Genomic DNA, 21925 nt, shown 5'->3' with positions numbered 1-21925 from the left:
CCCTAAAATGCAACCTTTTTAAACATTTTCATATCTTTCATGTATGAAGCTATTGTTACTCTTGTTTTTTGGACTTGTTTTCGGTGGTCAATTTCTTGCTCAAGAGATCGAACACAAGCATAATACACATTATGCATTGATTGAAAACAAAGGGCAATGGGCCGAAAAAGTGTTATTTCAATCCAAGTCACAAGGAAACAATATTTGGGTTCAGCAACACGGATTCCTCTATGACTTAAGGGATTATTCCCCCATGAAACGCGCACACCTTGGAAACAGTACGGATACTTCGACAGAAATTAAAAGCGCATTATCGGCTGCCCATTTTCTAAATTCCAATGAGGTTTATGAAATAATCAAAGAGAAGCCTCTGCCCTATTATTACAATTACTTCTTAGGAAATGACTCCACAAAATGGACTTCAGACGTTAGAAGTTTCAACGAAGTAACACTCAAGAATTTCTATAACGGAATTGATTTGAAAGTTTTTGACACACCAGAAAAATTCAAGTATGAATTGTGGTGTTCACCAGGAAGTCCGATCAATAACATTCAGATTGATCTCATCCATTTCCAGCAGATTTCAATTGCTAAAAACGGTGATTTGATCCTTAAAACAAGTTTGGGCGAAATAATTGAACAAAAACCGATTGCATATCAACTTTTGAATGGAAAACTCACCGAAATTCTCTGTGCTTTTAAATTAAACGGTAGCATCTTATCTTTTCAACTTGGCAAGTACAATCCGCTCGCAAGTATTATTATTGATCCAGTTTTAATATTCGCGACCTATTCTGGATCTCCTTCAGATAACTTTGGAATGACCGCGACTTATGGCTACGATGGAACTGCTTATTCTGCTGGAACAATCTATGGCAATGCTTATCCTACTCCGGATAATTCTGCCTACGATATCACATCCACTTTTACAGCATTAAGTAATCCTACGTACGGAATTACAGACGTATTTGTATCCAAATATTCACCCGATGGCGAAGATATGCTCTGGACCACTTTTTTGGGTGGAGGAAGTCAAACTCAGGGAACAGAGACAGCACATAGTTTGATCTGTGATCGAAACAACAACCTTTATATCTACGGAGCAACTTCAAGCACTAACTTCCCAATGGTCAATGCTTATCAGCCAACACATGCAGGCGGAGCAGCGGGAGCGAACTTCACAAGCAACGGAGTTCATTTCAACTCACCTGGAACAGATATCTATGTTTCAAAAATCAGTGCCAATGGACATAACCTGCTTGCATCAACCTATGTGGGAGGTTCGCTCAACGATGGGGTAAATATGAAAAGTGGTGCGAATAATTATGATTCATTGACCACTAATTACGGAGACAATTTCAGAGGAGAGATCATGCTCGACTCCTTAGGAAACTGTCTCATTGCGTCCTCCAGTCGATCAAACAATTTCCCTGTACTGAATGCTTTTCAACCAACAAAAGCTGGTCAGCAGGATGGTGTTATTTTTAAATTGACCAGTAACCTGAGCACGATGTTGTGGTCGAGCTATTTTGGGGGAACAGATAACGACGCATGCTATTCCGTAAAAATTGATTCCAGCTACAATATTGTTTTTTCGGGAGGAACTTCCAGTACTAACATTCCTGGAACCACCGGTGGATTGAATCCCAATTATTTGGGTGGAAAAGCAGATGGTTTTGTAGGAAAACTCACTCCTAACGGTCAAACGTTGATACAAAGCACATATATCGGCGCCAATCAGTACGATCAGGCTTTCTTTGTTGAAATAAACCGCAACGATGAAATTTTTATTTTAGGACAATCTGTTGGTGGTAATTTCCCGGTAATTAACTCTCAGAGTTATCCCAACAGCAGCCAGTTTATCGCAAAATTAAATCCAAACTTAACGACCGTCTTAAATTCCACTGTCTTCGGAAATGGAAGCCCGAACATCAATATTTCTCCGGCAGCATTCCTGGTTGATATTTGCGGTAATATGTACGTTTCCGGTTGGGGAGCTAGCATTTTACAAGCCAACCCATTAAGCGGAATGCCGGTCAGTTCGGATGCCTATCAATCCAGTTCAGGTGACGGATTTAACTTCTATTTGTTCGTTTACAAAAGAGATTTCTCTGGCTTGCTTTACGGTAGTTATTTGGGTGGCGGACAGGCGCAGGAACACGTGGACGGAGGAACTTCCCGTTTTGATAAAAATGGTGTTGTTTACCAAAGTGTCTGTGGAGGATGTCAGGGATATAGTGATTTTCCCACTACTCCAAATGCCTGGTCAAACCAAAATCTCAGTTCCAACTGCAACAACATCGTCTTTAAATTTGATTTCCAGCTTCTTCCTAAAGCAGAATTTAACCCAAGTGGTTTAGGAGGATGTGAAGATTACACAGTTACACTTACTAATACAAGCTCCCCATCTGATTCCTATGAATGGGATCTCGGTAATGGAACAACTTCAACAGTCTTCTCACCAACAGTTACTTATACTGATCCAGGAGTTTACATTGTTAAACTGCGGGTAACCGATTCTATATGCTTAATTACAGACACGAATCAAATTACCATAACAGTACTTCCGGATATTCAACTTTCGGTTTCAAATGACACCATTCTTTGTTCTCCTTTACCAATGACTTTCACTGCAAATTCAAGTGGTTCTGCAGATTATTTCATTTGGTCAACAAATAGCCAATTTACAGATACCCTGAATGTTTCAGTAGCTGATTCTACTCTAACTGTAACACCTTCGCAAACGACAACCTATTATATCAACGCAGGAAATGCTGCCTGTTCAAAAATTGATAGTGTGACCGTTTATTTCGTGGGTGGAAGTTTGGTCATCAGCGGAAATGACTCTATTTGTCTCAATGATCCAACCACATTAACTGCTAACATAAACGTTCCTGGTATCACTTTCAATTATGTTTGGAGCCCACTGAATATTCTAACTACAACTGGTCAGCAAAACGTGGTCATTGCAAATCCGCCAACGAGTCAATGGGTATATGTCGATGCAAGTGGCTCAAACGGTTGTTTTGATCGCGATTCAATTTACGTAACTGTTGGAACTATTTCAGGTGCGGTGAACGCTCAAGCAAATCCAGAATACATTGTTCCAGGAGGGGCATCCACACTGACAGCATCTCCGAGTGGTTATTCTTACTTTTGGATTCCTCCAACCAATCTCTCCAACCCGTTAGGTCAAATCACAGAAGCAACACCTCCTCAAACAACTATTTACACGGTAAATATTACCGATGGAATTTGCACCAAATCAGCATCTGTAAAGGTGAATGTTCTGGAAGTTGTCTGTGATCGAACGTATGTTTTTATTCCAAATGCTTTTTCACCAAATGGTGATTTAGAGAATGATGTTCTCTATGTGCGAAGTGTCATTGCTACCAAAATTCTTTTCCGAATCTTTGATCGTTGGGGAGAAATGGTATTTGAAACAACCGATCAAAATAGTGGCTGGGATGGAACGTTTAGAGGAAAACTATTAAAACCAGATACTTATGATTATTATTTGGAAGCTACTTGTGTTCAAGGTGAACAAAAAATAATCAAGGGAAATGTGACGCTTATTCGTTAACTCATTTGTTCATTCCCTTCTATTTTCTATATCAAAGTCTTTGCAAATATTCTAATAATAGAAAACCATAATTTTATTCTTACAGCATTTCTTTTTAAGCAAATCAAGAAGTGAAAAATAGTATTTTTGCGTTATGAAATGGATAGGAAACCGCATTAGTTATTTGGACGAACAACAAAAAACAACGTTCATTATTACACCAGAACAAATTGGAGTAATTAAAGCATTAATGGGCGCTTGGTTTTTCATGTGGTTTGCAATTGGAGTCACTATCGGTTGGTCTTATTTCACGTTTACCTTCACACAACAAGAAAAGATTATACTTGGAATCTTTATGGCATTTTGGCTCTACTACTTTATTAGGGTTGGAAGAACATTCCTATGGATCCTTTATGGAAGAGAATACATTAAAGTTGATAAAATCTCGATGACTATCAAAACGAGTATTCGCACGTATGGCAAGGCGAAAGAATATTACTTAGAGAACATCAAAAAAATACGGGTTTCTGTTCCAAAAGAAAATTCCTTTCAAGCAGCCTGGGAAAATTCACCTTGGATTCGTGGTGGAGAACGCATCGAATTCGACTATTTAGGAAAGACAGTACGTGTTGGACGAAAATTGAATCAACAAGACGCGAAATTATTGTTCCAAGTATTAACGAAACGCATTGAAGACCAATTAAAGAAAAAGAATTGATTTTTAGATTACAATTCGAATAACCTCTTCCCTATTCATTCCTTTTCGCAAATGTTCCAAGATAATTGGAAACTTTTCGTCTATTCTTTCTGGTGTAAAGCCCAATTCTATCCCTAGTCTTCTCACCAATTTCGTCTCATTTTCATCCATATTTCCATCAACTCCCAACAGTTGAATTAACTGAATAAAGCGCTCGTATCTTTCTTCTCTTGTAACAGGTGGTATAAATGGGTAATCATCTGGGTTTTCGCAAATTTCAGCTACTTGTTCATCCGTTAATGAAAGTTTTGTTGCAATCCTCTTCAATAATTGATTTTCTGCTAAACTAACCTTCCCGTCTACTCTAGCCAGCATAACCAAATTTCTAAAATGACCTTTTTGACGTGCTTGTTCTCCTGAATCAAAAATGTGTGAAAATGAGCTCATATTGATAGTTTGTATTTTAATTGTTCAATAGGTTTTTAAAGGATTCTAGAATTAAATTGCAAAATCCATTTGGAAAGTGAAAGCAGAAAATCTATTTCAATTCCTGTTCTATAAAATCTATCAAGGAATGAATTACTTTGATATGAATTTCTTGAGCTCTGTCTGCAAAATCTGAATAAGGTGCACGAATTTCCACATCGCACAAAGTAGCCATTTTACCGCCATCTTTTCCTGTAAGGCCAACAACCAACATCCCTTTGCTTTTAGCAACTTCAATCGCTCGAAGTACATTTTTCGAATTACCCGAGGTCGAAATAGCTAATAAAACATCTCCTTTTTGCCCCAGAGCTTCCAAATAACGTGAAAAAATGAACTCATAGCCATAATCATTTCCGACACAGCTAATATGTGAGGGATCTGAAATACTCAAGGCCGGAATTGCTTTTCGATCATCCCGATATCTTCCAGTTAATTCTTCCGCAAAATGCATGGCATCGCACATGGACCCCCCATTTCCACAAGAGATTATCTTTCCTCCACTCGAAATAGCTGAAACCATTAAATTTCCAGCATTTTGAATCAATTGATGATTGGCTGCGTTGTTAAATTTTTGCAAAATCTCTTGCGCTTCGTTAAAATGGTCTGCTATTTGATTCATGCCTTTACAAATGGGATTGATTGTAAAAATAAATAATTATTGAGTGCGGTTACCATTTTAGATAAACTTGTTATATTTGAAAATCGGAGTTTGCTCCATAACACAAAAACAACTATGAAAAATATTCTACTTGCCATTCTAACCTTAACTTTGGGATACAGCGCATCCGCGCAAGATGATTGTTTTAAGAAATTGGAAGACGCTTTTGCAAAAAGAGGTTCATACACCGTTGCTGATGACATGCATCGAAATGTTATCGTTAGCTTTTTCACTCCTGAAGGTACGGAATGTCTTACTGGTAAAGCTAGAGTTGAAAATGGAGCAGTGGTTTCTATTTTCCTACAATACGATGATGGAACTTATTATTTATTGGAGAAAAAATTCTACAATGCAAAGAAAACAAATCCAGTTGTTACCAATGGAATTTCAGAAATGGTTTTCACCCCAGATGGAGAAAAATTTAGAGTGGTATTTATTGATAAATTGAAGCCAAAAGCAAAATCATACAAGCAAGCAAATTTGCCAGATGATTTGTAATAGAAAATAGAACAAAAAAAGGAGACCTCGGTTTCCTTTTTTTATGCAAAAATATCCATCTCTTCTAAGTTTTTGAGGTAAAACGAATAGCTAGTCCCTAGACTTTCTTTTTCAACCGTTTTAGTTCCCTCTAGTTGTTCCACCAATGTTTCGATAAGTATCAGTCCAAAAGAAGAAGTTGTCGCGCTATTCATTTTCCATACACCACTATCAAAGTAGGTTAAGTAAAGCCACCCCTCCTTCCCCTTCTTCATGGTTATTTCAATGCGAGCATCCTGAACCTCAAAAAACGCATGCTTTAAAGAGTTTGAAACCAATTCATTCACTAAAAGTCCAAGAGGAACAAGTGTTTTCAATCCAATTCGATCTACTTCAACATCAATTTGATAGTGAACATTCTCATCATTTATACTCAAACTTATGATTTCACGTACTAAATCATCCAAATAATCCCCAATTTTCACTTGCGACAAATTATTATTTTGATAGAGTTTTTGATGAATCAATGACATGGCCATAATCCGATTAATCGATTCTTGAAACAAAATTCGAAACTCTGGGTTATCCACCTCTTGACTTTGCATACGCAATAGGCTCACCACAATTTGGAGATTGTTTTTAACCCGATGATGGATTTCTCGCACCAAGGTAGTTTTCTCATCATTCTGAATAGAAATTCGGGCGTTTTGTTCTTTCAATTGATCAAAAGATTCAATTAATTTTCGCTCGGAATAACGATTCAGTTCCAAAAACAAGTAAAATAAGTAAAAGTTTATCGAAAATGCCGCTATCAATTCGATTAGTAAAGAAATCTTTTGATAGTTCGTAAGCTCCTTCAGTATTAGAATTTGGTTATTTAGGTGAAGAAAAATAAATAGCCCAATTACAGTAATGGATAAAAACAATAATAAATAGCCCAATTTGCGTCCCAATGTAAAAAATGCAAGAAAGACTACCGTCATCAACCACATTACATCGACTAAATGGATTCTACTGTGATAAACCATTAAAGCAAAAGCTACGATAATATAACCACAGATCGAATAAATATAAAAGACTAATAAATAATTCCTGTTATTCAATTTCATGATGATTAAACAGGTAGCACTGATGATTGTAGCAACAGCCATCATGCTAAAGCTTTCCATTGATTCAAAATAACGGGTATAAGAAAGAATGCTAAATGTGCACAAAAACATGATAGACATGCGAAATGCTAGTTTAACTCGTAATTCTTCAAGGTACGTTATGACTTCGCCGGAAATAGTGTTAGATTCTAAATTTTTCAATTCAATAGTAGTATAAATCGAATATACTGATTTTTTCCAATTTTTCAAGAAAATTAAACTCAAATCTAAATAACGTGAGATTGGGATAAGAATTCTAATTCCGATCTCACGTTAAAATATGTATTTTCGTACTACGATGAAACATGTAGCTTGGATTACAGGTGCTTCTTCTGGGATTGGAGAAGAACTCTGCAGACAACTGGCTCGAAAAGGATTCAAATTAATTCTGTCGAGTCGCAGTGAAGAGAAACTTCTCTCATTGAAAAAGGAACTTCCGAATCCAGAAGAGCATCTGATTGTTCCATTGGATTTAGAACATTCCGATCATTTTACCGAGTTGGTCAAACAAACTCTAGCACAAACAAAACGTATCGACTATCTGTACAATTGTGGTGGTTTAAGCCAGCGTGCGGAAGCTAGTGAAACAAGCATGGAAGTTGATAGAAGAATCATGGAGATTAACTATTTTGGAACCATTGCTCTTACGAAAGCAGTATTACCTTATATGCAAGCTCAGAAATCGGGTCATATCATTGCTATTTCTAGCATTGCTGGAAAATTTGGCTTTTACCTGCGCTCGGCATACAGCGCCAGCAAACATGCCATTCAGGGTTTTTTTGAGAGTTTACTTTTAGAAGAAGCGAAAAACAATATATCTGTCACGATTGCTTATCCGGGGAAAATCAATACACCTATTTCACTCAGCGCACTGGGGAAAGATGGGAAAGCTCATGGGGAAATGGATCACAATCAGGAAACAGGAATGCCGGTAGAGCAATGTGTAGCTATTCTTCTGAAAGCAGTAGATCAAAAGAAGAAAGAAATACTGATTGGAAACAAAGAAATCAAAGCGGTGACGCTGAAACGATTCTTCCCGAAGTTGTTCTGGAAAATTATTGCGAAGCAAAGTCCAACTTAGAGGATTTTAAGATGTTAGGACATCAAGAGAGATCTCGATGTACGTTCAGCGTTCTAATTACAGATTTATGTTAGACTGTTGGGGCGTGATCCATTTCTAATATCTCAATAGTATTTACAAATGAAAATTCCAAAAAAACAAAAACGAACCTAAAATTGGCAATTCACTTGCTAAACAAAAAGAGAAAACTACTTTTGCAAACATTAATAACTACGGTTCAAAATCCACTATACACATTTTGAACCCAATTATTTACTTATTAATAAGAAGAACTTTGCGCTATTACTGCGTTTGGTGATTCCTATGAGGATTTTATATTGCTAGAGGTTTCTCCTTCTATAACCATTATTAACTGTCTTTAAAACCAAGAGAAGACACTATTTACTGAATATGCCTATGACACAGAAGATATTGAATTGTATCCAAACCCAACCAGTTCAATAATCACCATTAAAGTTCCTGTGAATTTGAATCAACCGATTACTATTTTTGATTTGAATGGTAAATTGGTAAAACAAGTGGAATCTAATCAACTGAATTTTCAAGTAGACCTTTCATCTTTGGATAAAGGGGTGTATCTTGCTCACTTCTTGATTGAAGGTCAGGATTTGGTAAAACGTATTGTAATACAATAATGCTTAAACAATTATTTATTTTAACTGCATTTGGGATATTTATCTCAAATGCAGTTTTTTCTCAAAATAGTAACCGAATATCGGTTCAAACTGGGCTATTCAATTGTTTTTTTGATGGTTCACCAATTGTTAATTCCTTACCAATAAAAGGTAAAGGAAGAATTTTTGGAAACAGACTAATCGATTCACAAGGTATTGAATTGATGCACAGATTTAAAAAATCTCAAATTTCGGTAGAATACATGAAATTTTACGGAGTTTACAACTATACCTTAAATTATGGAAATGCTGCTGCTCCAGCACAGGAAATGTGGAAAAATCTTAAAATCATAAGTTGCTATTATAATCGATTTTTATCGATTAATGAACACTGGAATTTTCAATATGGTGCGGGGATTTCATATTCGTGGGGCAGTGGCTCGTTTCATCACTCTGCATTTGATAATGGTTTTTGGACCGAATCATTCAATACTGGCTATTACAGTGAGGATATAGGACTTAATTTAAAGGCAGGTATTGAATATACCCCTATCAAATGGCTCACAATTTACTCCAACTTTAACTTTCTAGGTTCAGTTTACCAAAAGAATGATATTGACTTCTCGCAGTCTTATACTGAATCTTATCACAAAAATATTCCTAGTAAATATTCAGTTTCATGGAGATTTGGGGTTGGATTTAACTATGGAAAAATTGCAGTTGACACTATTGTTGGCAAAGCAAAGAATAGAATAACAATACAAACAGGATTGTTTCACTGTTTTTTTGATGGAACACCAATGGTTAATGTAAACCATCGGAATAAATATGAGCCTTTTCGTAAATTACTATACAGTTCATTCGGAGGACAATTCAGACGCCAACTGAATACTAGAAATGCAGTGATGCTTGAATATATGTATCATACAAGATCTTATTGGAATGTAATTCCAGAATTAAAAAATGGGGTTACTGAAATAAAGTACAACACAATTAATGCCACTTATGAAAGATGCCTGCCTCTATCACAATTCTGTTTCACCTATGGTGGAGGACTGAATTATCGAACTGGTAGTGAGTCTATTGTGGTGGATTATTTGAAATTATACAATTATGTTAATCAAATATATTATGAACCTGTCGAGAAGAATCGAAAACTGAATGATTTTGGAATAAACATGAGAGCAGGTATAGAATATACACCAAGAAAATGTCTAACAGTTTTTTCAAAAGTTGACTTGCTTGGTTTCTTGTATATGAGCGATAAGAATGTAAGGAATGTCATACAGCAAGATTACGAGGTCAAGGGCTATCCGCGCCGTTTTGATCTGTCTTGGAGATTTGGTATAGGGTTTAATTTTTGAGCAGTGCTACTTAGAGGATTTTAAGATGTTCGGACTTTAAGATTTTAGGATATTAAGACTTGAAACTTTGATTAAAGTCTTAATATCCTGAAGTCCTAACATCTTAAAATCCATCAAATAATCCCTTTATCCATTAAAAAAACAGCTACATTCGTTTCAATCCGCTTGTTGATATTTGACGTATCTCCTTTTTCGAAAGTGTTTCCTGTAATTTTTTCGTAAAGCTCGATATAACGCTCAGTGATTGTCTCCACAAAAGAATCTGGCATTTCAGGCATTACTTGACCTTCCAAACCTTGAAATCCATTTTCAATCAACCACTGGCGCACAAATTCTTTGGAAAGTTGGCGTTGGTTTTCTCCTTTTGCTTGTCTTTCCTCATAACCGTCTGCATAAAAATACCGGGAGGAATCTGGTGTGTGAATCTCATCAATTAAGATGACTTCCCCATTTCTAATTCCAAATTCATACTTGGTATCAACTAAAATTAATCCTCTTTCTGCAGCCATTTCCGTTCCTCGTTGAAACAATGCACGCGTATAAGCTTCCATTTTTTCATAAATCTCTTGAGGAACAATTCCGTTTTTAAGAATATCCTCTCGAGAAATATCTTCATCATGACCTTCTTCCGCTTTGGAAGCTGGGGTAATGATAGGCTCTGGAAAACGGTCATTCTCTTTCATCCCTTCTGGAAGAACAACACCACACAACATTCTTTTTCCTAATGCATATTCACGAGCAGAATGTCCCGCTAAATATCCGCGAATAACCATTTCAACACGCACTGGCTCACAAGCATAACCAACAGCAACCGAAGGGTCTGGAGCTCCGATTAACCAATTTGGGACGATATCTCGAGTAGCCTCTAAAAACATGGTAGCAACTTGGTTAAGAACTTGACCTTTAAACGGAATACCTTTTGGTAAAATGTGATCAAATGCAGAAATTCGATCAGTAGCAACCATCACCATTGTGTCATTGTCAATGGTATAAACCTCACGAACCTTTCCACGATAAACATTTGTTTGCTTCGGAAATTTAAAATTGGTACTCGTAATTGTTTCGTTCAACATAATTTACAAATTTTGGAACTTTTTATTTTCTTTTTGACTTTGCTTCTTCCTCTTCTTTTTCAAATCGCTTAATCTTCTCCGCAGTCTCCGCTTTATCAAATGCATCAATGATTCGTTTCACCAAAGAATGTCGAATAACATCACTTTGAGTCAGTCGAATAATCTCAATTTCCTCCACTTCATTCAAAATATCTAGTGCATATGACAATCCCGACTTTTGGCGGTGGGGCAAATCTACTTGAGACATATCCCCCGTAATTACGAATTGAGCCGTTTGTCCCATTCTCGTCAAGAACATTTTCATTTGCATGACTGTTGCATTTTGAGCCTCATCCAAAATCACAAATGCCTTATCGAGTGTTCTACCGCGCATAAATGCCAATGGAGCAATTTCAATAATCCCGAATTCGAGCATGTCGGCCAATTTCTCTGGCGGAATCATATCACGAAGCGCGTCGTAAAGCGGCATCAAATAAGGATCTAATTTTTCCTTCAAATCTCCTGGAAGAAATCCTAAATTCTCACCTGCCTCCACTGCGGGTCTCGTCAACACAATGCGTTTAACTTCTTTTGCTTTCAAAGCGCGTACTGCCAAAGCAACGGCAGTATAAGTTTTACCCGTTCCAGCTGGACCAACGGCAAAGACCATATCGCTTTTATTGACAGCTTGAACCAATTTTCGCTGATTTAAAGTCTTTGCTTTAATTTTCACCCCGCCATTTCCATGAACCAAGGTTTCCGTTCCGTCGGATAAAAGCATTTCGGAACCATCGTCCAACATTAAATTGTCGATGTTGTTTTCTGTCAAAACATTGTATTGGTTGAAATGAGCCAAAATAAGTTCAAACTTACGTTCAAACTCCTCCATGACTTCAGAATCACCCAGAATCGTTAGCTCATTTCCGCGTGAATTAATTTTCAACTTCGGAAAGAAAGACCGAATGTGCTTCAAATTGGAATTGTTAACTCCAAATAATTCAGCAACATTAGCCCCTTTTATTTCAATTTTCTTTTCTATCAATGTGAATAAAACTTTTGTTTCTAAGTTTCGGTTGTATTTATAACCCGTATTTTTGAAACAAATTTAAGTATTTTTTCAACGGATAATGACAGTGTTCATAAGATGGGAATTATAACATTGATAACAGATATGGGTTTGACCGACTACTACGTAGCGGTTTTAAAGGGAAATTTATACAAATTGGCTCCTGAAGTATCTATTGTTGATATTACGCATCAAGTGAGACCTTTCGATATTGCAGACGCAAGTTATTACATTCAGTCTTCCTTTCAAGAGTTCCCAGAAGGAACAATCCACATCATAGGAGTTGATAGTGAACCTATTATTAATTCCAGTAATGGTGCTTATCCTTCTATACTTTTGTTTAAAGGCCATTATTTCATTTCAAATGACAATGGAATCTTCGCTTTAATTCTGAAAGGTGAAAGTCCGGAAGGTTTTTGGAGAATTGACAATGTGCTTTCCAACCCGAAGGGATTCCGCTTTCCAGTAAAGAACATTTTTGTGCCCACTGCGGCACGTATTTTAGCTGGAGAATCACTCAGCGACATTGGCTCAGAAGAAAGCTCTTGGCGTGTTGCACATACAGTGGCTGCAGTCATTGAAGAGAATTTAATCAAAGGCTCTATTGTACACATTGACCATTACGGAAACACGATTACAAATATTAGCAAAGAAATTTTTGATCGATTTGAAAATGCTCCTTTCACTATTTTATTTAGGAAACGAGAATATTACATTGACGAAATATCTACTACCTACAACGATGTCGCGCCAGGAGAACGATTAGCGTTTTTCAATGATAATAATTTTCTGGAAATTGCCATTAACAAAGGCGCTACTGGAAATGGTGGAGGCGCAGATTCCTTATTTGGACTCCGCATTTACGACTTAGTCCGTATTGAATTTACACCTCGCGGATCAGCAAAAACAATCGATTCATTATTTTAATTTTATGCTTACACGAATTGTTAAATTGACCTTTCAAGAAGACAAAGTTGGTGACTTTCTTTCTTTTTTTGACACAATCAACACCCGAGTAAGTACGTTTGAAAATTGTTTTGGAATGCGCTTGATGCAAGACATTCATCAGCCAACAATTATATTCACTTACAGTAACTGGAAGGATGAAAATGCGTTAAATTCTTACCGCGATTCCTCATTATTTGAAGGAGTTTGGTCTACTATTAAACCTTGGTTTGGTGGTAAGCCAGAAGCTTGGAGTGTCGACACCTATTTTGAAGATGGATCCTTTTCACCCAACCAAACGACAAAGTAAACGTTTATAGCACTTGAACAATAAACCAATTTATGAATATTGTTCTTATTTTTGCCGAAGTTAAATAGATATGAAAGCACTTTATTGGAAAGAGATTAGGAGTTTTTTAGGCTCCATAATCGGATATATCTTCATTGTTATTTTCTTGATTACTTCAGGGATTTTTCACTGGGTGGTTGCCGAAGACACAAACTTGCTCAACGGGGAGGAAGTTGATTTGATTCCTTTTTTCAATTTATCTCCCATTATCTTTCTGGTGTTAATTCCTGCTATTACAATGCGAATGATTGCTGAAGAGCGTAAAACAGGAACTATTGAGTTACTTTTCACACGCCCAATTACGGATTTTCAAATTATTGCTGCGAAATACCTTGCTGGAGTAACACTACTGATCATTTCATTGTTACCCACATTGATTTACTACTACAGTATGGTTCAACTAGGAGTTGATTCGATGGATGAAAATGGAATTTCTAAATCTGTCATTGATGAAGGAGCAACATTCACCTCCTACCTCGGATTAATTTTATTGGGATCTACATTTATTGCAATTGGAATCTTTTCATCAGCAGTAACTAGTAATCAAATCGTGGCATTTATTGTTGCGATGTTTTTATGCTGGTTGTTTTATGATGGATTTGAACTTCTTGGGTCTTTCAATTTAATGGGAGATTTCGACATTATTTTTCAATACATTGGTTTAACATCCCATTACAAAAGCATCATGAAAGGTGTTATCGACACTAGTGACCTAATCTATTTCTTCGGTATGATTGTCCTATTCTTAGCGGCAACACTCACTGTTGTTAAATCCTTGAAACGTTAATTCGATGGCTGAAAGTACTGGAAAAATGAAAAAATTCTACAACTGGATTCTTCTTGGAATCATCGTTGGAGTTGTAATATTCCTCAATATTATTGGAACCTTTGTCTATTCGAGGATTGACATGACGGAGGACGAAAGGTATTCATTATCGACTGGAACTATTGAATTTCTTGGTAAAATGAATGAGCAGAATTCAGTCAAGAAAAGTAAAAAAGCAAGTCGAATTTACCTGAAAATTTATTTGGAAGGAAAACTTCCCGCAGAGGTCAAGCGTTTTCGAAATGCAATTGAAGACAAACTAGATGAATTCAAAGAAATAGCCGGCGACCGAATTGAATATACATTCATAGACCCTTTATCTGGAACTGAATCGGAGCAAAGAGCTTTGTTTGAAATCTTATACAACAAAGCACAGGGAATTATTCCTCTAGAAATTGTTTACCAAAAAGATGGTTCTCAATCCCAAATGACACTGTGGCCAGGGGCAGAAATAGAATATGAAGGATTCACAAAAAATTACATTCAATTTCTTCCAGGATCTCCTCAAGGCCAACCCGTGCAATTATCTAAGGAGTTTTCAGAACAAACCATTCAAAATTCCATTAACAACTTGGAATACATGCTGGTTTCAGCACTTAAAAGAGTTATCCAATCATCCAGACCACGCATTGCCTTTATTAACGGACATGGTGAATTAAAAGAACGAGAAACTCAACGAGTACGCTCATTGCTGGAGAAATACTATTCCATTGAAGATGTCAATCTGAATGATTCCTTGAGAGTTCTTGATGGATTCTCAGGTGTAATTATTGCCCGACCACGAACGGCGTATTCAGACAAAGATTTATACCTCTTAGATCAATTTGTATTAAAAGGCGGAAGCTTGATGTGCTTCTTTGATAAATTGACATTCCCACAAGATTCTTTGTATAAAACAGGAATGACTCACACTGTCCGTACGAATTTAGGCCTCGACCGAATGCTATTTGATTACGGAATAAGAACGAATGATAATTATGTTGTCGACGTAAGATGCGCACCTATCCAAACACCTTTTGCTAAGCAAAGCCTTCTGCCCTGGTTCTTTTATGTAGCGGCAACACCAACCAAACACCCAATTGCTAGAAATATTGAGCCTGTTATGCTTCGATATGCATCTCAAATTCAATTAATTCCTGGCGAGCAACGCTTGGTTTCTCCTGTTTTGACCACATCAACCAATTCAAACATTACAGGAATGGCGCCACTTATAAGCTTAGGAATGCCTATGAATTATGGGAAAGTTCCTGTATTAGTGGACAATCCAACTTCTGAAAACAACAAAATATGTATCGCAGGAATCTCTGAAGGCCGTTTTGACTCCCACTTTAAAAACCGCTTAATTGACGAATTTGCGAAAAATAAAGAATCTGGATTTATTACCAAGAGCACCAAAGAAGGAAAAGTTCTTGTGGTCGCAAATGGATCATTTATCGCAAACTACTATGATTCGATGCCTAATAAAAAGGGGCAAATGATGTATCGTCCCATCTCATTCAATAATTTAAGATACGATGAAGTGATGGCTCAGATGCGCATGCAGCCGCTCATTTACGGGAATCAGGAATTTATTCAAAACATGGTGGATTACATGATGGGAGATAATTCCGTTTTAGATATTCGAAGCAAACAAATTGACATCCATCCAATTAACAAAGAAAAAGTAAAAGATCAACGAATTAAATACATCTTAATCAATGTTGCTCTTCCATCGCTTCTAGTTATTTTATTCGCTATTTTATTATTTTACTTGCGAAAACGACGTTTCGCACGTTCTTAAGCTATATGAAAAGAATTATCATCATCATTTTAGGAGTTGGACTTCTAGTAGGATTAGGAATCTACACTTCACAATTAATTAGTAAAAAAGGAACATCCGATGAAAATTTGGCTGCCTTCAATTTTGACATCAAGGATACCGCTTCAGTTGATAAAATCATTATAACGGAGCCTAACGGTATGGAAATGACCTTACTTCGATCGGGGACAACTTGGACAGATGAAAAAGGTCAATGTGTTCAATCAGCTCAAGTTTTTAATATTCTTGATGCATTGTACAATGTTCGATTTAAAGGATACATCCCTGAAAACGGGGTAAAGTTAGTCATCAACCGAATGGCTACAATAGGCATTAAAGTACAATATTTTCAGCATGGTGATTGGAGTAAAACGTGGTATATTGGAGGGTCAACCTCTGATCATCACGGCACCTTCATGTTGGTAGAATCTGAAGAAGCAGGAAAAAGTGATTTACCAGTTATTGCAGAAATCAAAGGATTGAAAGGAATTATTGAACCTCGTTTTTTTGCAGATTCAAGAAGATGGCAATGTTCGGGTATTTTTGCATACCAAATGTCTGAAATAGCTGAGGTAAATGTTAAATTCCCAGATAGAAAAGACCGTAATTTTGAAGTTCGCAAGATAAAGGACGATTACTTGGTGAAATTTGGAGGTAAATATTTAACGAGTTTAGACACAAACATGGTTTATCGTTATTTACTAAACTACAAACGAATTAATTTTGAAAATCCAAATTTTGAATTGACAAACAAACAAATTGACAGTCTGAAAAAAACAAAGCCATTTTGCGAGTTAAATCTGCGTACAGTTAAAAACGAAAAGAAAAAGTTACGTATGTTCAGAATTCAGGCTACTTCAACAGGTGAATCAGAAGTAGATGACTTTGGTGATAAAGCAACTTATGATGTTAACAAGTTCTGGTGTGAACTTCCTAATGGAGAGATTGTTAAATGCCAATATTTCGTATTTAACCCAATCATTATGGGACATATATACTTCAACCCGAATAGATACGCAACAAAACCTCAAGGTTAATATCTCGTTGAAAACTGGTTCTAAAGAGTTCGTTTTTCGAGTCTTTAGCGGATTTATAATTGGTATATTTGCTTTTCGTAAACAATCCATAGTATGAATTTTATCGTATCAAGTACGAATTTACTGCGTCACCTTCAAAGCATTAGCGGTGTTTTAAGCACGAGTAACACTTTACCTATTTTAGACAATTTCTTGTTTACTATTACAGATAGCCAATTAATTATATCGGCATCTGATTTAGAAACAACGATGCAAACAACCATGGAGGTTGAAGCAACAGATTCAGGCAAAGTAGCTATTCCAGCTAAAATGTTATTGGATGTACTGAAAAACTTACCAGATCAACCTTGTACTTTTAAGATTGATGATAGTAAGTATGAGGTAGAGATTGCTTATGATAACGGAAAATCAAAAATGGTTGGTTTTAATGGAGAAGAGTTTCCAAAAACACCAACGATTGAAAACAGTACAAGCATCCGAATTTCTGGTGAAATTATTTCAAGCGCAATCAATAAAACCTTGTTTGCAGCAGGAAATGATGATTTAAGACCAGTTATGAGCGGTATGTACTGCCAATTCAGCCCTTCCGATATTACATTTGTCGCAACGGATGCTCACAAACTGGTTCGATACAGAAGATCTGATGGACAAGCAACAAATGGAGCCGCATTTATTCTTCCAAAAAAACCATTGAATTTGTTGAAATCAAATTTGAGAGGTGATGAAGAAGTTCAATTAGAATATACAGATTCAAATGCAATTTTCACATTTAATGACATCGTTTTGATGTGTCGTTTAATTGATGGAAAATATCCAAACTATGAAGCTGTAATTCCGAAAGAGAATCCAAATATCTTGATTGTTGATCGTATGCAATTTTTAGGAGCAATTAAACGTGTTTCTATTTTCGCAAACAAAACAACACATCAAGTCAAATTGAAAATTGCTGGTAGCGAATTAAACGTTTCTGCTGAAGATTTGGATTTCTCCAACGAAGCAAATGAGCGTTTAACATGTAATTACGACGGTACCGATATCGAAATTGCATTTAACAGCCGTTTTTTAATGGAAATGCTAAACAACATCGATGCAGCAGAAGTGAAAATGGCCATGAGTGAACCAAGCAGAGCTGGTTTATTAATGCCAAACACATCAGAAAATGAAAGTGAAGACATTTTGATGTTGGTGATGCCAGTTATGATAAACAGATAAAAAAACAGATATATTATAGAAAAATCGTCCTTCATTTGAAAGACGATTTTTTTTTGGCACGAATTTTATTAGCTATTCTTTATAAAATTCAAAGTCATGAAAAATTTCTACATCACATTTGCCCTTGTACTTTTAACGAGTACTCTTGGACATGCTTCTGAATTCATTTTACGTGTTCAGGGAAACGGTCAATACATCGTTAGTGCTTCTAATCAAACACAAACGAATACTTACAACACTTATCAATTTTACAACTTATATGGAGGTTCTACTCAAGTAAAAGTTGTGAGTAAATGGAACAAGCAAATAATTTTCAAAAACACGGTTTCGATTCCCAATGAATCTCAAGTTGTTGCAGAATTAGATCCCTATGGAAACATGACAATCATTTCTACAAACCCTCTTTCAAATTCAAGCAATGGTTGGGGAGAAAATGTTGGATCAGTGAATTATGGAAACTCAGGAAATCACTGTGGAACAGTTTCAAATAACCAAAATGGATATTATCAAGGTCAAAATACAAGTAATGTATATTTCAATCAGTTTTTATCAACCCTAAAAAATGAAAGCTTCGATAGTAATCGGTTGAAAAATGCAAAAGTATATGCTGCAAACACCAATTTATCAGCGAATCAAATCAAAGAAATTGCTTCAACCTTCACTTTTGATAGTAACCGATTAGATTGGGCAAAATCAGCATACAGCTCTTGCTTTGACAAAGGGAATTACTTCTTGTTACAAAACACATTTACATTCTCTTCCAATTACAGCGATTTACAAAGCTTCATAAGCACTCAATGATAAACCCAATTTTGATGGTTTCATCAAAATAAAATCCAAAACCAATCCAGAATGTCGAATCTTACGGTTCGACATTCTTATTTAACTTAAGTTCGGGATAAATTTGATCAAAATTCACTATCTTTGATTCTCATAACTAGCTATATGAAAGAACTAGATTTAGTAGCATTGCAAGAGGCTTTTGACCGTAAACTAAAAAACGAGATTCGAATTGAGCCAAAAGATTGGATGCCCGATGCATACCGAAAAACATTGATTCGTCAGATTTCTCAACATGCCCATTCCGAAATTGTAGGAATGCTTCCAGAAGGAAACTGGATTACTCGTGCACCAAATTTACGACGCAAAGCAGTATTATTAGCGAAAGTTCAAGATGAAGCTGGGCATGGACAATACTTGTATTCAGCGATGGAAACCTTAGGTTTTTCTCGCGAACAAAGTATAGACGACTTACACTCAGGAAAAGCAAAATATTCATCCATTTTCAACTACCCTACTCTTACTTGGGCCGATATGGGCGCAGTAGGTTGGCTAGTTGATGGTGCTGCGATTATGAATCAAGTTCCATTGTGCAGAACATCATACGGGCCTTATGCTCGTGCGATGGTTCGTGTTTGCAAAGAAGAATCTTTTCACCAGCGCCAAGGCTATGAAATCATGTGCACTCTGATGAAAGGTACTGAAGCTCAAAAAGCAATGGCTCAGGATGCATTAAATCGTTTTTGGTGGCCTTCCTTGATGATGTTTGGTCCAAGCGATGCAGAATCCACTCATACACAACAATCTATCGATTGGAAAATTAAACGTCATACGAATGATGAGTTGCGTCAAATGTTTGTCAATGCATCGGTTCCACAAGCAGAATTGATCGGATTGACTATCCCAGATCCAGATTTAAAATGGAACGAAGCAAGAGGTGAATACGACTTTGGAGCTATTGATTGGGAAGAATTCAAACAAGTTGTGAGTGGAAACGGACCATGTAATGCCGAGCGAATCGCAGCACGCGTAAAAGCAAAGGAAAATGGAATGTGGGTAAGAGAAGCTGCAATGGCTCACGCAGAAAAGAAAAAAATTAAAAAAGCATCTTAATATCTAATAGAATGTCAGGAAAAGAATGGCCTTTATGGGAAGTTTTTATCAGAAGTAAAGTAGGATTAAACCACAAACATGTTGGAAGTATTCATGCTGCAGATGGCGAAATGGCTGTTGAAAATGCACGTGATGTTTATACAAGACGCAGCGAGGGAATCTCCATTTGGGTAGTAGAATCTTCTCAAATTTTTGCTTCTGATCCAGCAGATGCAGATGGTTTATTCGAACCAGCAGACAGCAAAATATACCGTCATCCAACTTTTTATGAAGTGCCAGAAGGTGTTGGACACATGTAAAATTTAGACATAAGACCACAGACAAAAGACTATAGACTAACTATTTGTCTTTCGTCTTGAGTCTTCTATCTTAAGTCTTCAAAAAATGAAAAATAACTTATTTACATATACTTTACGCATCGCCGATGACAGTTTGATACTTGGTCAACGTTTATCTGAATGGTGCGGACATGGCCCTGTCATTGAAGAAGATATTGCTCTAACAAATATTGCCTTGGATTTAATTGGCCAAGCAACTTCTCTTTTAGAATACGCTGCAAAAGTGGAAGGCAAAGGAAGAACTGCAGATGATTTAGCATTTTTGAGATTTGAAAATGAATATTTAAATGCTCAATTAATCGAACAAAAGAATGGCGACTTTGGGGTTACAATTGTTCGTCAATGGATTTTCGATACATTCAGATTATCGTTCTACGAGGCATTGCAACATTCTTCAGATAGCCAATTGGCAGCGATTGCTGAGAAATCTCTAAAGGAAACAAAATACCATTGGAAACATTCTTCGGAGTGGATGATTCGCTTAGGAGACGGAACAGAAGAATCTCATCTACGTGTAAACGAGGCATTAATCTCCCTTTGGAAATTTTCAGATGAATTGTTTTTCATGGATGAAGTTGACAAAGAATTAATTGCAGCAGGAATTGCCATTGATCTTGAAACTTTAAGACCTGCTTTCAATGAACGAATAAATTACGTTCTCAATGAAGCAACATTAGAAGTACCTGATTCAACATGGAAGTTAAATGGTGGTCGACTTGGAAGGCATACAGAACATTTCGGACATCTGATTGCAGAAATGCAGTACATGCAGCGTGCTTACCCCAACATGGAATGGTAACTGAATCAACAATTTGGTCTTATTTAGAAGAAGTTCCTGATCCAGAAGTTCCTGTACTTTCAATTATAGACCTTGGAATTGTTCGTGGGGTAAAAGTGATTTCAGATAGTGAAGTTCATATTACCATTACACCAACTTATTCAGGTTGTCCAGCGATGAATTACATCGAAAAATCAATCCAAGAAATACTGACAGAAAAAGGGTTCAAAACCATTCACATTGATACTATTTTAGCACCTGCTTGGACAACAGATTGGATGAGCGAAAACGGGAAGAAAAAACTACTGGAGTATGGAATCGCTCCTCCTGTAAATGAGGTGGATAAGCTGGTATTATTTGGTACCGCACCGACTGTAAAATGCCCTCAATGCGGCTCGAAAGATACCAAAATGTTGAGTCAATTTGGCAGCACTGCTTGCAAGGCATTGTATCAATGTACAAGCTGTTTAGAGCCATTTGATTATTTCAAATGTTTAAAGTAGACTAGAAATAAAAAGGTTTTTATCATTGTGTTATTTGTGAG

General features: G+C 36.6%; 22 protein-coding genes. 17 read left to right on the top strand and 5 right to left on the bottom strand.

The features are described 5' to 3' along the window. Positions 1-43 precede the first annotated feature (43 nt). Entirely contained in the window at positions 44-3583 is a 3540-nt protein-coding gene (locus FLUTA_RS12150; protein ID WP_013687178.1) for a DUF7948 domain-containing protein, read from the top strand. A gap of 133 nt (positions 3584-3716) precedes the next feature. Then, entirely contained in the window at positions 3717-4280 is a 564-nt protein-coding gene (locus FLUTA_RS12145) for a hypothetical protein (protein WP_013687177.1), read from the top strand. A gap of 3 nt (positions 4281-4283) precedes the next feature. Here the strand turns inward: FLUTA_RS12145 and FLUTA_RS12140 are convergent, their stop codons facing one another. After that, entirely contained in the window at positions 4284-4706 is a 423-nt protein-coding gene (locus FLUTA_RS12140; RefSeq protein ID WP_013687176.1) for a TerB family tellurite resistance protein, read from the bottom strand. 91 nt (positions 4707-4797) lie between these two features. Continuing rightward, on the bottom strand, positions 4798-5364 hold the full coding sequence (lpcA, locus tag FLUTA_RS12135; protein ID WP_013687175.1) for a D-sedoheptulose 7-phosphate isomerase: 567 nt from the start codon (positions 5362-5364) through the stop codon (positions 4798-4800). Between the two features lie 114 nt (positions 5365-5478). Between lpcA and FLUTA_RS12130 the strand changes: the two genes are divergently transcribed. Continuing rightward, entirely contained in the window at positions 5479-5901 is a 423-nt protein-coding gene (locus FLUTA_RS12130) for a hypothetical protein (protein WP_013687174.1), read from the top strand. Between the two features lie 41 nt (positions 5902-5942). Here FLUTA_RS12130 and FLUTA_RS12125 read toward each other — a convergent pair whose 3' ends face one another. After that, positions 5943-7109 carry a sensor histidine kinase gene (locus FLUTA_RS12125; RefSeq protein ID WP_148235437.1) on the bottom strand — a complete coding sequence of 389 codons (1167 nt, stop codon included), beginning with the start codon at positions 7107-7109 and terminating at the stop codon, positions 5943-5945. Between the two features lie 199 nt (positions 7110-7308). Here FLUTA_RS12125 and FLUTA_RS12120 point away from each other — a divergent pair, with 199 nt between their 5' ends. The 3 genes from FLUTA_RS12120 (at position 7309) to FLUTA_RS12110 (ending at position 10087) form a co-directional block, all read left to right on the top strand. Then, complete coding sequence (locus tag FLUTA_RS12120) at positions 7309-8109, top strand: SDR family oxidoreductase (protein WP_013687172.1); 801 nt, start codon at positions 7309-7311, stop codon at positions 8107-8109. Between the two features lie 416 nt (positions 8110-8525). Then, the gene (locus FLUTA_RS12115; protein WP_043023797.1) at positions 8526-8744 is read left to right on the top strand and encodes a T9SS type A sorting domain-containing protein; all 219 of its coding nucleotides are present in this window, start codon (positions 8526-8528) and stop codon (positions 8742-8744) included. Beyond that, complete coding sequence (locus FLUTA_RS12110) at positions 8744-10087, top strand: hypothetical protein (RefSeq protein WP_013687171.1); 1344 nt, start codon at positions 8744-8746, stop codon at positions 10085-10087. Before FLUTA_RS12115 ends, FLUTA_RS12110 begins: the two co-directional genes overlap by 1 nt. A 113-nt stretch (positions 10088-10200) precedes the next feature. On the opposite strand, the gene FLUTA_RS12105 is transcribed toward FLUTA_RS12110, so the two are convergent. Beyond that, on the bottom strand, positions 10201-11157 hold the full coding sequence (locus FLUTA_RS12105; protein WP_043024288.1) for a phosphoribosylaminoimidazolesuccinocarboxamide synthase: 957 nt from the start codon (positions 11155-11157) through the stop codon (positions 10201-10203). A gap of 25 nt (positions 11158-11182) precedes the next feature. Further along, positions 11183-12181: a PhoH family protein gene (locus FLUTA_RS12100; RefSeq protein WP_013687169.1), complete on the bottom strand. Its 999-nt coding sequence runs from the start codon at positions 12179-12181 to the stop codon at positions 11183-11185. 102 nt (positions 12182-12283) lie between these two features. On the opposite strand from FLUTA_RS12100, the gene FLUTA_RS12095 reads away from it, so the two are divergent. From FLUTA_RS12095 to paaD, 11 genes are all read left to right on the top strand, one after another. Next, the gene (locus FLUTA_RS12095; RefSeq protein WP_013687168.1) at positions 12284-13132 is read left to right on the top strand and encodes an SAM hydrolase/SAM-dependent halogenase family protein; all 849 of its coding nucleotides are present in this window, start codon (positions 12284-12286) and stop codon (positions 13130-13132) included. A gap of 4 nt (positions 13133-13136) precedes the next feature. Further along, a complete protein-coding gene (locus FLUTA_RS12090) occupies positions 13137-13460 on the top strand; it encodes a putative quinol monooxygenase (RefSeq protein ID WP_013687167.1) in 324 nt (107 codons plus the stop codon). A 70-nt stretch (positions 13461-13530) separates the two neighbouring features. Then, complete coding sequence (locus FLUTA_RS12085; RefSeq protein WP_013687166.1) at positions 13531-14286, top strand: ABC transporter permease subunit; 756 nt, start codon at positions 13531-13533, stop codon at positions 14284-14286. 4 nt (positions 14287-14290) lie between these two features. Next, entirely contained in the window at positions 14291-16105 is a 1815-nt protein-coding gene (locus tag FLUTA_RS12080) for a GldG family protein (protein WP_013687165.1), read from the top strand. A 5-nt stretch (positions 16106-16110) separates the two neighbouring features. Beyond that, positions 16111-17160, top strand: coding sequence for a hypothetical protein (locus FLUTA_RS12075; protein ID WP_013687164.1), 1050 nt, complete (start codon positions 16111-16113; stop codon positions 17158-17160). Positions 17161-17253: 93 nt separating this feature from the next. Further along, positions 17254-18372 (top strand): DNA polymerase III subunit beta, encoded by a 1119-nt coding sequence (dnaN, locus tag FLUTA_RS12070; RefSeq protein WP_013687163.1) that lies wholly within the window; start codon positions 17254-17256, stop codon positions 18370-18372. A 96-nt stretch (positions 18373-18468) separates the two neighbouring features. Continuing rightward, positions 18469-19173 carry a proline and serine-rich protein 1 family protein gene (locus FLUTA_RS12065; RefSeq protein WP_013687162.1) on the top strand — a complete coding sequence of 235 codons (705 nt, stop codon included), beginning with the start codon at positions 18469-18471 and terminating at the stop codon, positions 19171-19173. A gap of 144 nt (positions 19174-19317) precedes the next feature. Next, positions 19318-20265, top strand: a complete 948-nt coding sequence (gene paaA, locus FLUTA_RS12060; protein ID WP_013687160.1) for a 1,2-phenylacetyl-CoA epoxidase subunit PaaA — start codon at positions 19318-19320, stop codon at positions 20263-20265. A gap of 11 nt (positions 20266-20276) precedes the next feature. Next, complete coding sequence (gene paaB, locus FLUTA_RS12055; protein ID WP_013687159.1) at positions 20277-20564, top strand: 1,2-phenylacetyl-CoA epoxidase subunit PaaB; 288 nt, start codon at positions 20277-20279, stop codon at positions 20562-20564. Positions 20565-20649: 85 nt separating this feature from the next. Continuing rightward, positions 20650-21402, top strand: coding sequence for a 1,2-phenylacetyl-CoA epoxidase subunit PaaC (gene paaC / locus FLUTA_RS12050; protein WP_013687158.1), 753 nt, complete (start codon positions 20650-20652; stop codon positions 21400-21402). Beyond that, on the top strand, positions 21396-21884 hold the full coding sequence (gene paaD / locus FLUTA_RS12045; RefSeq protein WP_013687157.1) for a 1,2-phenylacetyl-CoA epoxidase subunit PaaD: 489 nt from the start codon (positions 21396-21398) through the stop codon (positions 21882-21884). Before paaC ends, paaD begins: the two co-directional genes overlap by 7 nt. The last annotated feature ends 41 nt before the right edge of the window (positions 21885-21925 follow it).

Source organism: Fluviicola taffensis DSM 16823 (assembly GCF_000194605.1).
Classification (GTDB): Bacteria; Bacteroidota; Bacteroidia; order Flavobacteriales_D; family Crocinitomicaceae; genus Fluviicola; species Fluviicola taffensis.
Note: the sequence above shows the minus strand (reverse complement) of the source record. Positions and strands in the feature narration are given on the sequence as shown.

What these genes read in the sequence shown, in the direction of transcription:
- FLUTA_RS12150 (WP_013687178.1), top strand. Translation starts at nt 44, where the DNA reads ATGAAGCTATTGTTACTCTTGTTTTTTGGACTTGTTTTCGGTGGTCAA.
- FLUTA_RS12145 (WP_013687177.1), top strand. Translation starts at nt 3,717, where the DNA reads ATGAAATGGATAGGAAACCGCATTAGTTATTTGGACGAACAACAAAAA.
- FLUTA_RS12140 (WP_013687176.1), bottom strand. Translation starts at nt 4,706, where the DNA reads ATGAGCTCATTTTCACACATTTTTGATTCAGGAGAACAAGCACGTCAA.
- lpcA (WP_013687175.1), bottom strand. Translation starts at nt 5,364, where the DNA reads ATGAATCAAATAGCAGACCATTTTAACGAAGCGCAAGAGATTTTGCAA.
- FLUTA_RS12130 (WP_013687174.1), top strand. Translation starts at nt 5,479, where the DNA reads ATGAAAAATATTCTACTTGCCATTCTAACCTTAACTTTGGGATACAGC.
- FLUTA_RS12125 (WP_148235437.1), bottom strand. Translation starts at nt 7,109, where the DNA reads ATGTCTATCATGTTTTTGTGCACATTTAGCATTCTTTCTTATACCCGT.
- FLUTA_RS12120 (WP_013687172.1), top strand. Translation starts at nt 7,309, where the DNA reads ATGTATTTTCGTACTACGATGAAACATGTAGCTTGGATTACAGGTGCT.
- FLUTA_RS12110 (WP_013687171.1), top strand. Translation starts at nt 8,744, where the DNA reads ATGCTTAAACAATTATTTATTTTAACTGCATTTGGGATATTTATCTCA.
- FLUTA_RS12095 (WP_013687168.1), top strand. Translation starts at nt 12,284, where the DNA reads ATGGGAATTATAACATTGATAACAGATATGGGTTTGACCGACTACTAC.
- FLUTA_RS12090 (WP_013687167.1), top strand. Translation starts at nt 13,137, where the DNA reads ATGCTTACACGAATTGTTAAATTGACCTTTCAAGAAGACAAAGTTGGT.
- FLUTA_RS12085 (WP_013687166.1), top strand. Translation starts at nt 13,531, where the DNA reads ATGAAAGCACTTTATTGGAAAGAGATTAGGAGTTTTTTAGGCTCCATA.
- FLUTA_RS12080 (WP_013687165.1), top strand. Translation starts at nt 14,291, where the DNA reads ATGGCTGAAAGTACTGGAAAAATGAAAAAATTCTACAACTGGATTCTT.
- FLUTA_RS12075 (WP_013687164.1), top strand. Translation starts at nt 16,111, where the DNA reads ATGAAAAGAATTATCATCATCATTTTAGGAGTTGGACTTCTAGTAGGA.
- dnaN (WP_013687163.1), top strand. Translation starts at nt 17,254, where the DNA reads ATGAATTTTATCGTATCAAGTACGAATTTACTGCGTCACCTTCAAAGC.
- FLUTA_RS12065 (WP_013687162.1), top strand. Translation starts at nt 18,469, where the DNA reads ATGAAAAATTTCTACATCACATTTGCCCTTGTACTTTTAACGAGTACT.
- paaA (WP_013687160.1), top strand. Translation starts at nt 19,318, where the DNA reads ATGAAAGAACTAGATTTAGTAGCATTGCAAGAGGCTTTTGACCGTAAA.
- paaB (WP_013687159.1), top strand. Translation starts at nt 20,277, where the DNA reads ATGTCAGGAAAAGAATGGCCTTTATGGGAAGTTTTTATCAGAAGTAAA.
- paaC (WP_013687158.1), top strand. Translation starts at nt 20,650, where the DNA reads ATGAAAAATAACTTATTTACATATACTTTACGCATCGCCGATGACAGT.
- paaD (WP_013687157.1), top strand. Translation starts at nt 21,396, where the DNA reads ATGGTAACTGAATCAACAATTTGGTCTTATTTAGAAGAAGTTCCTGAT.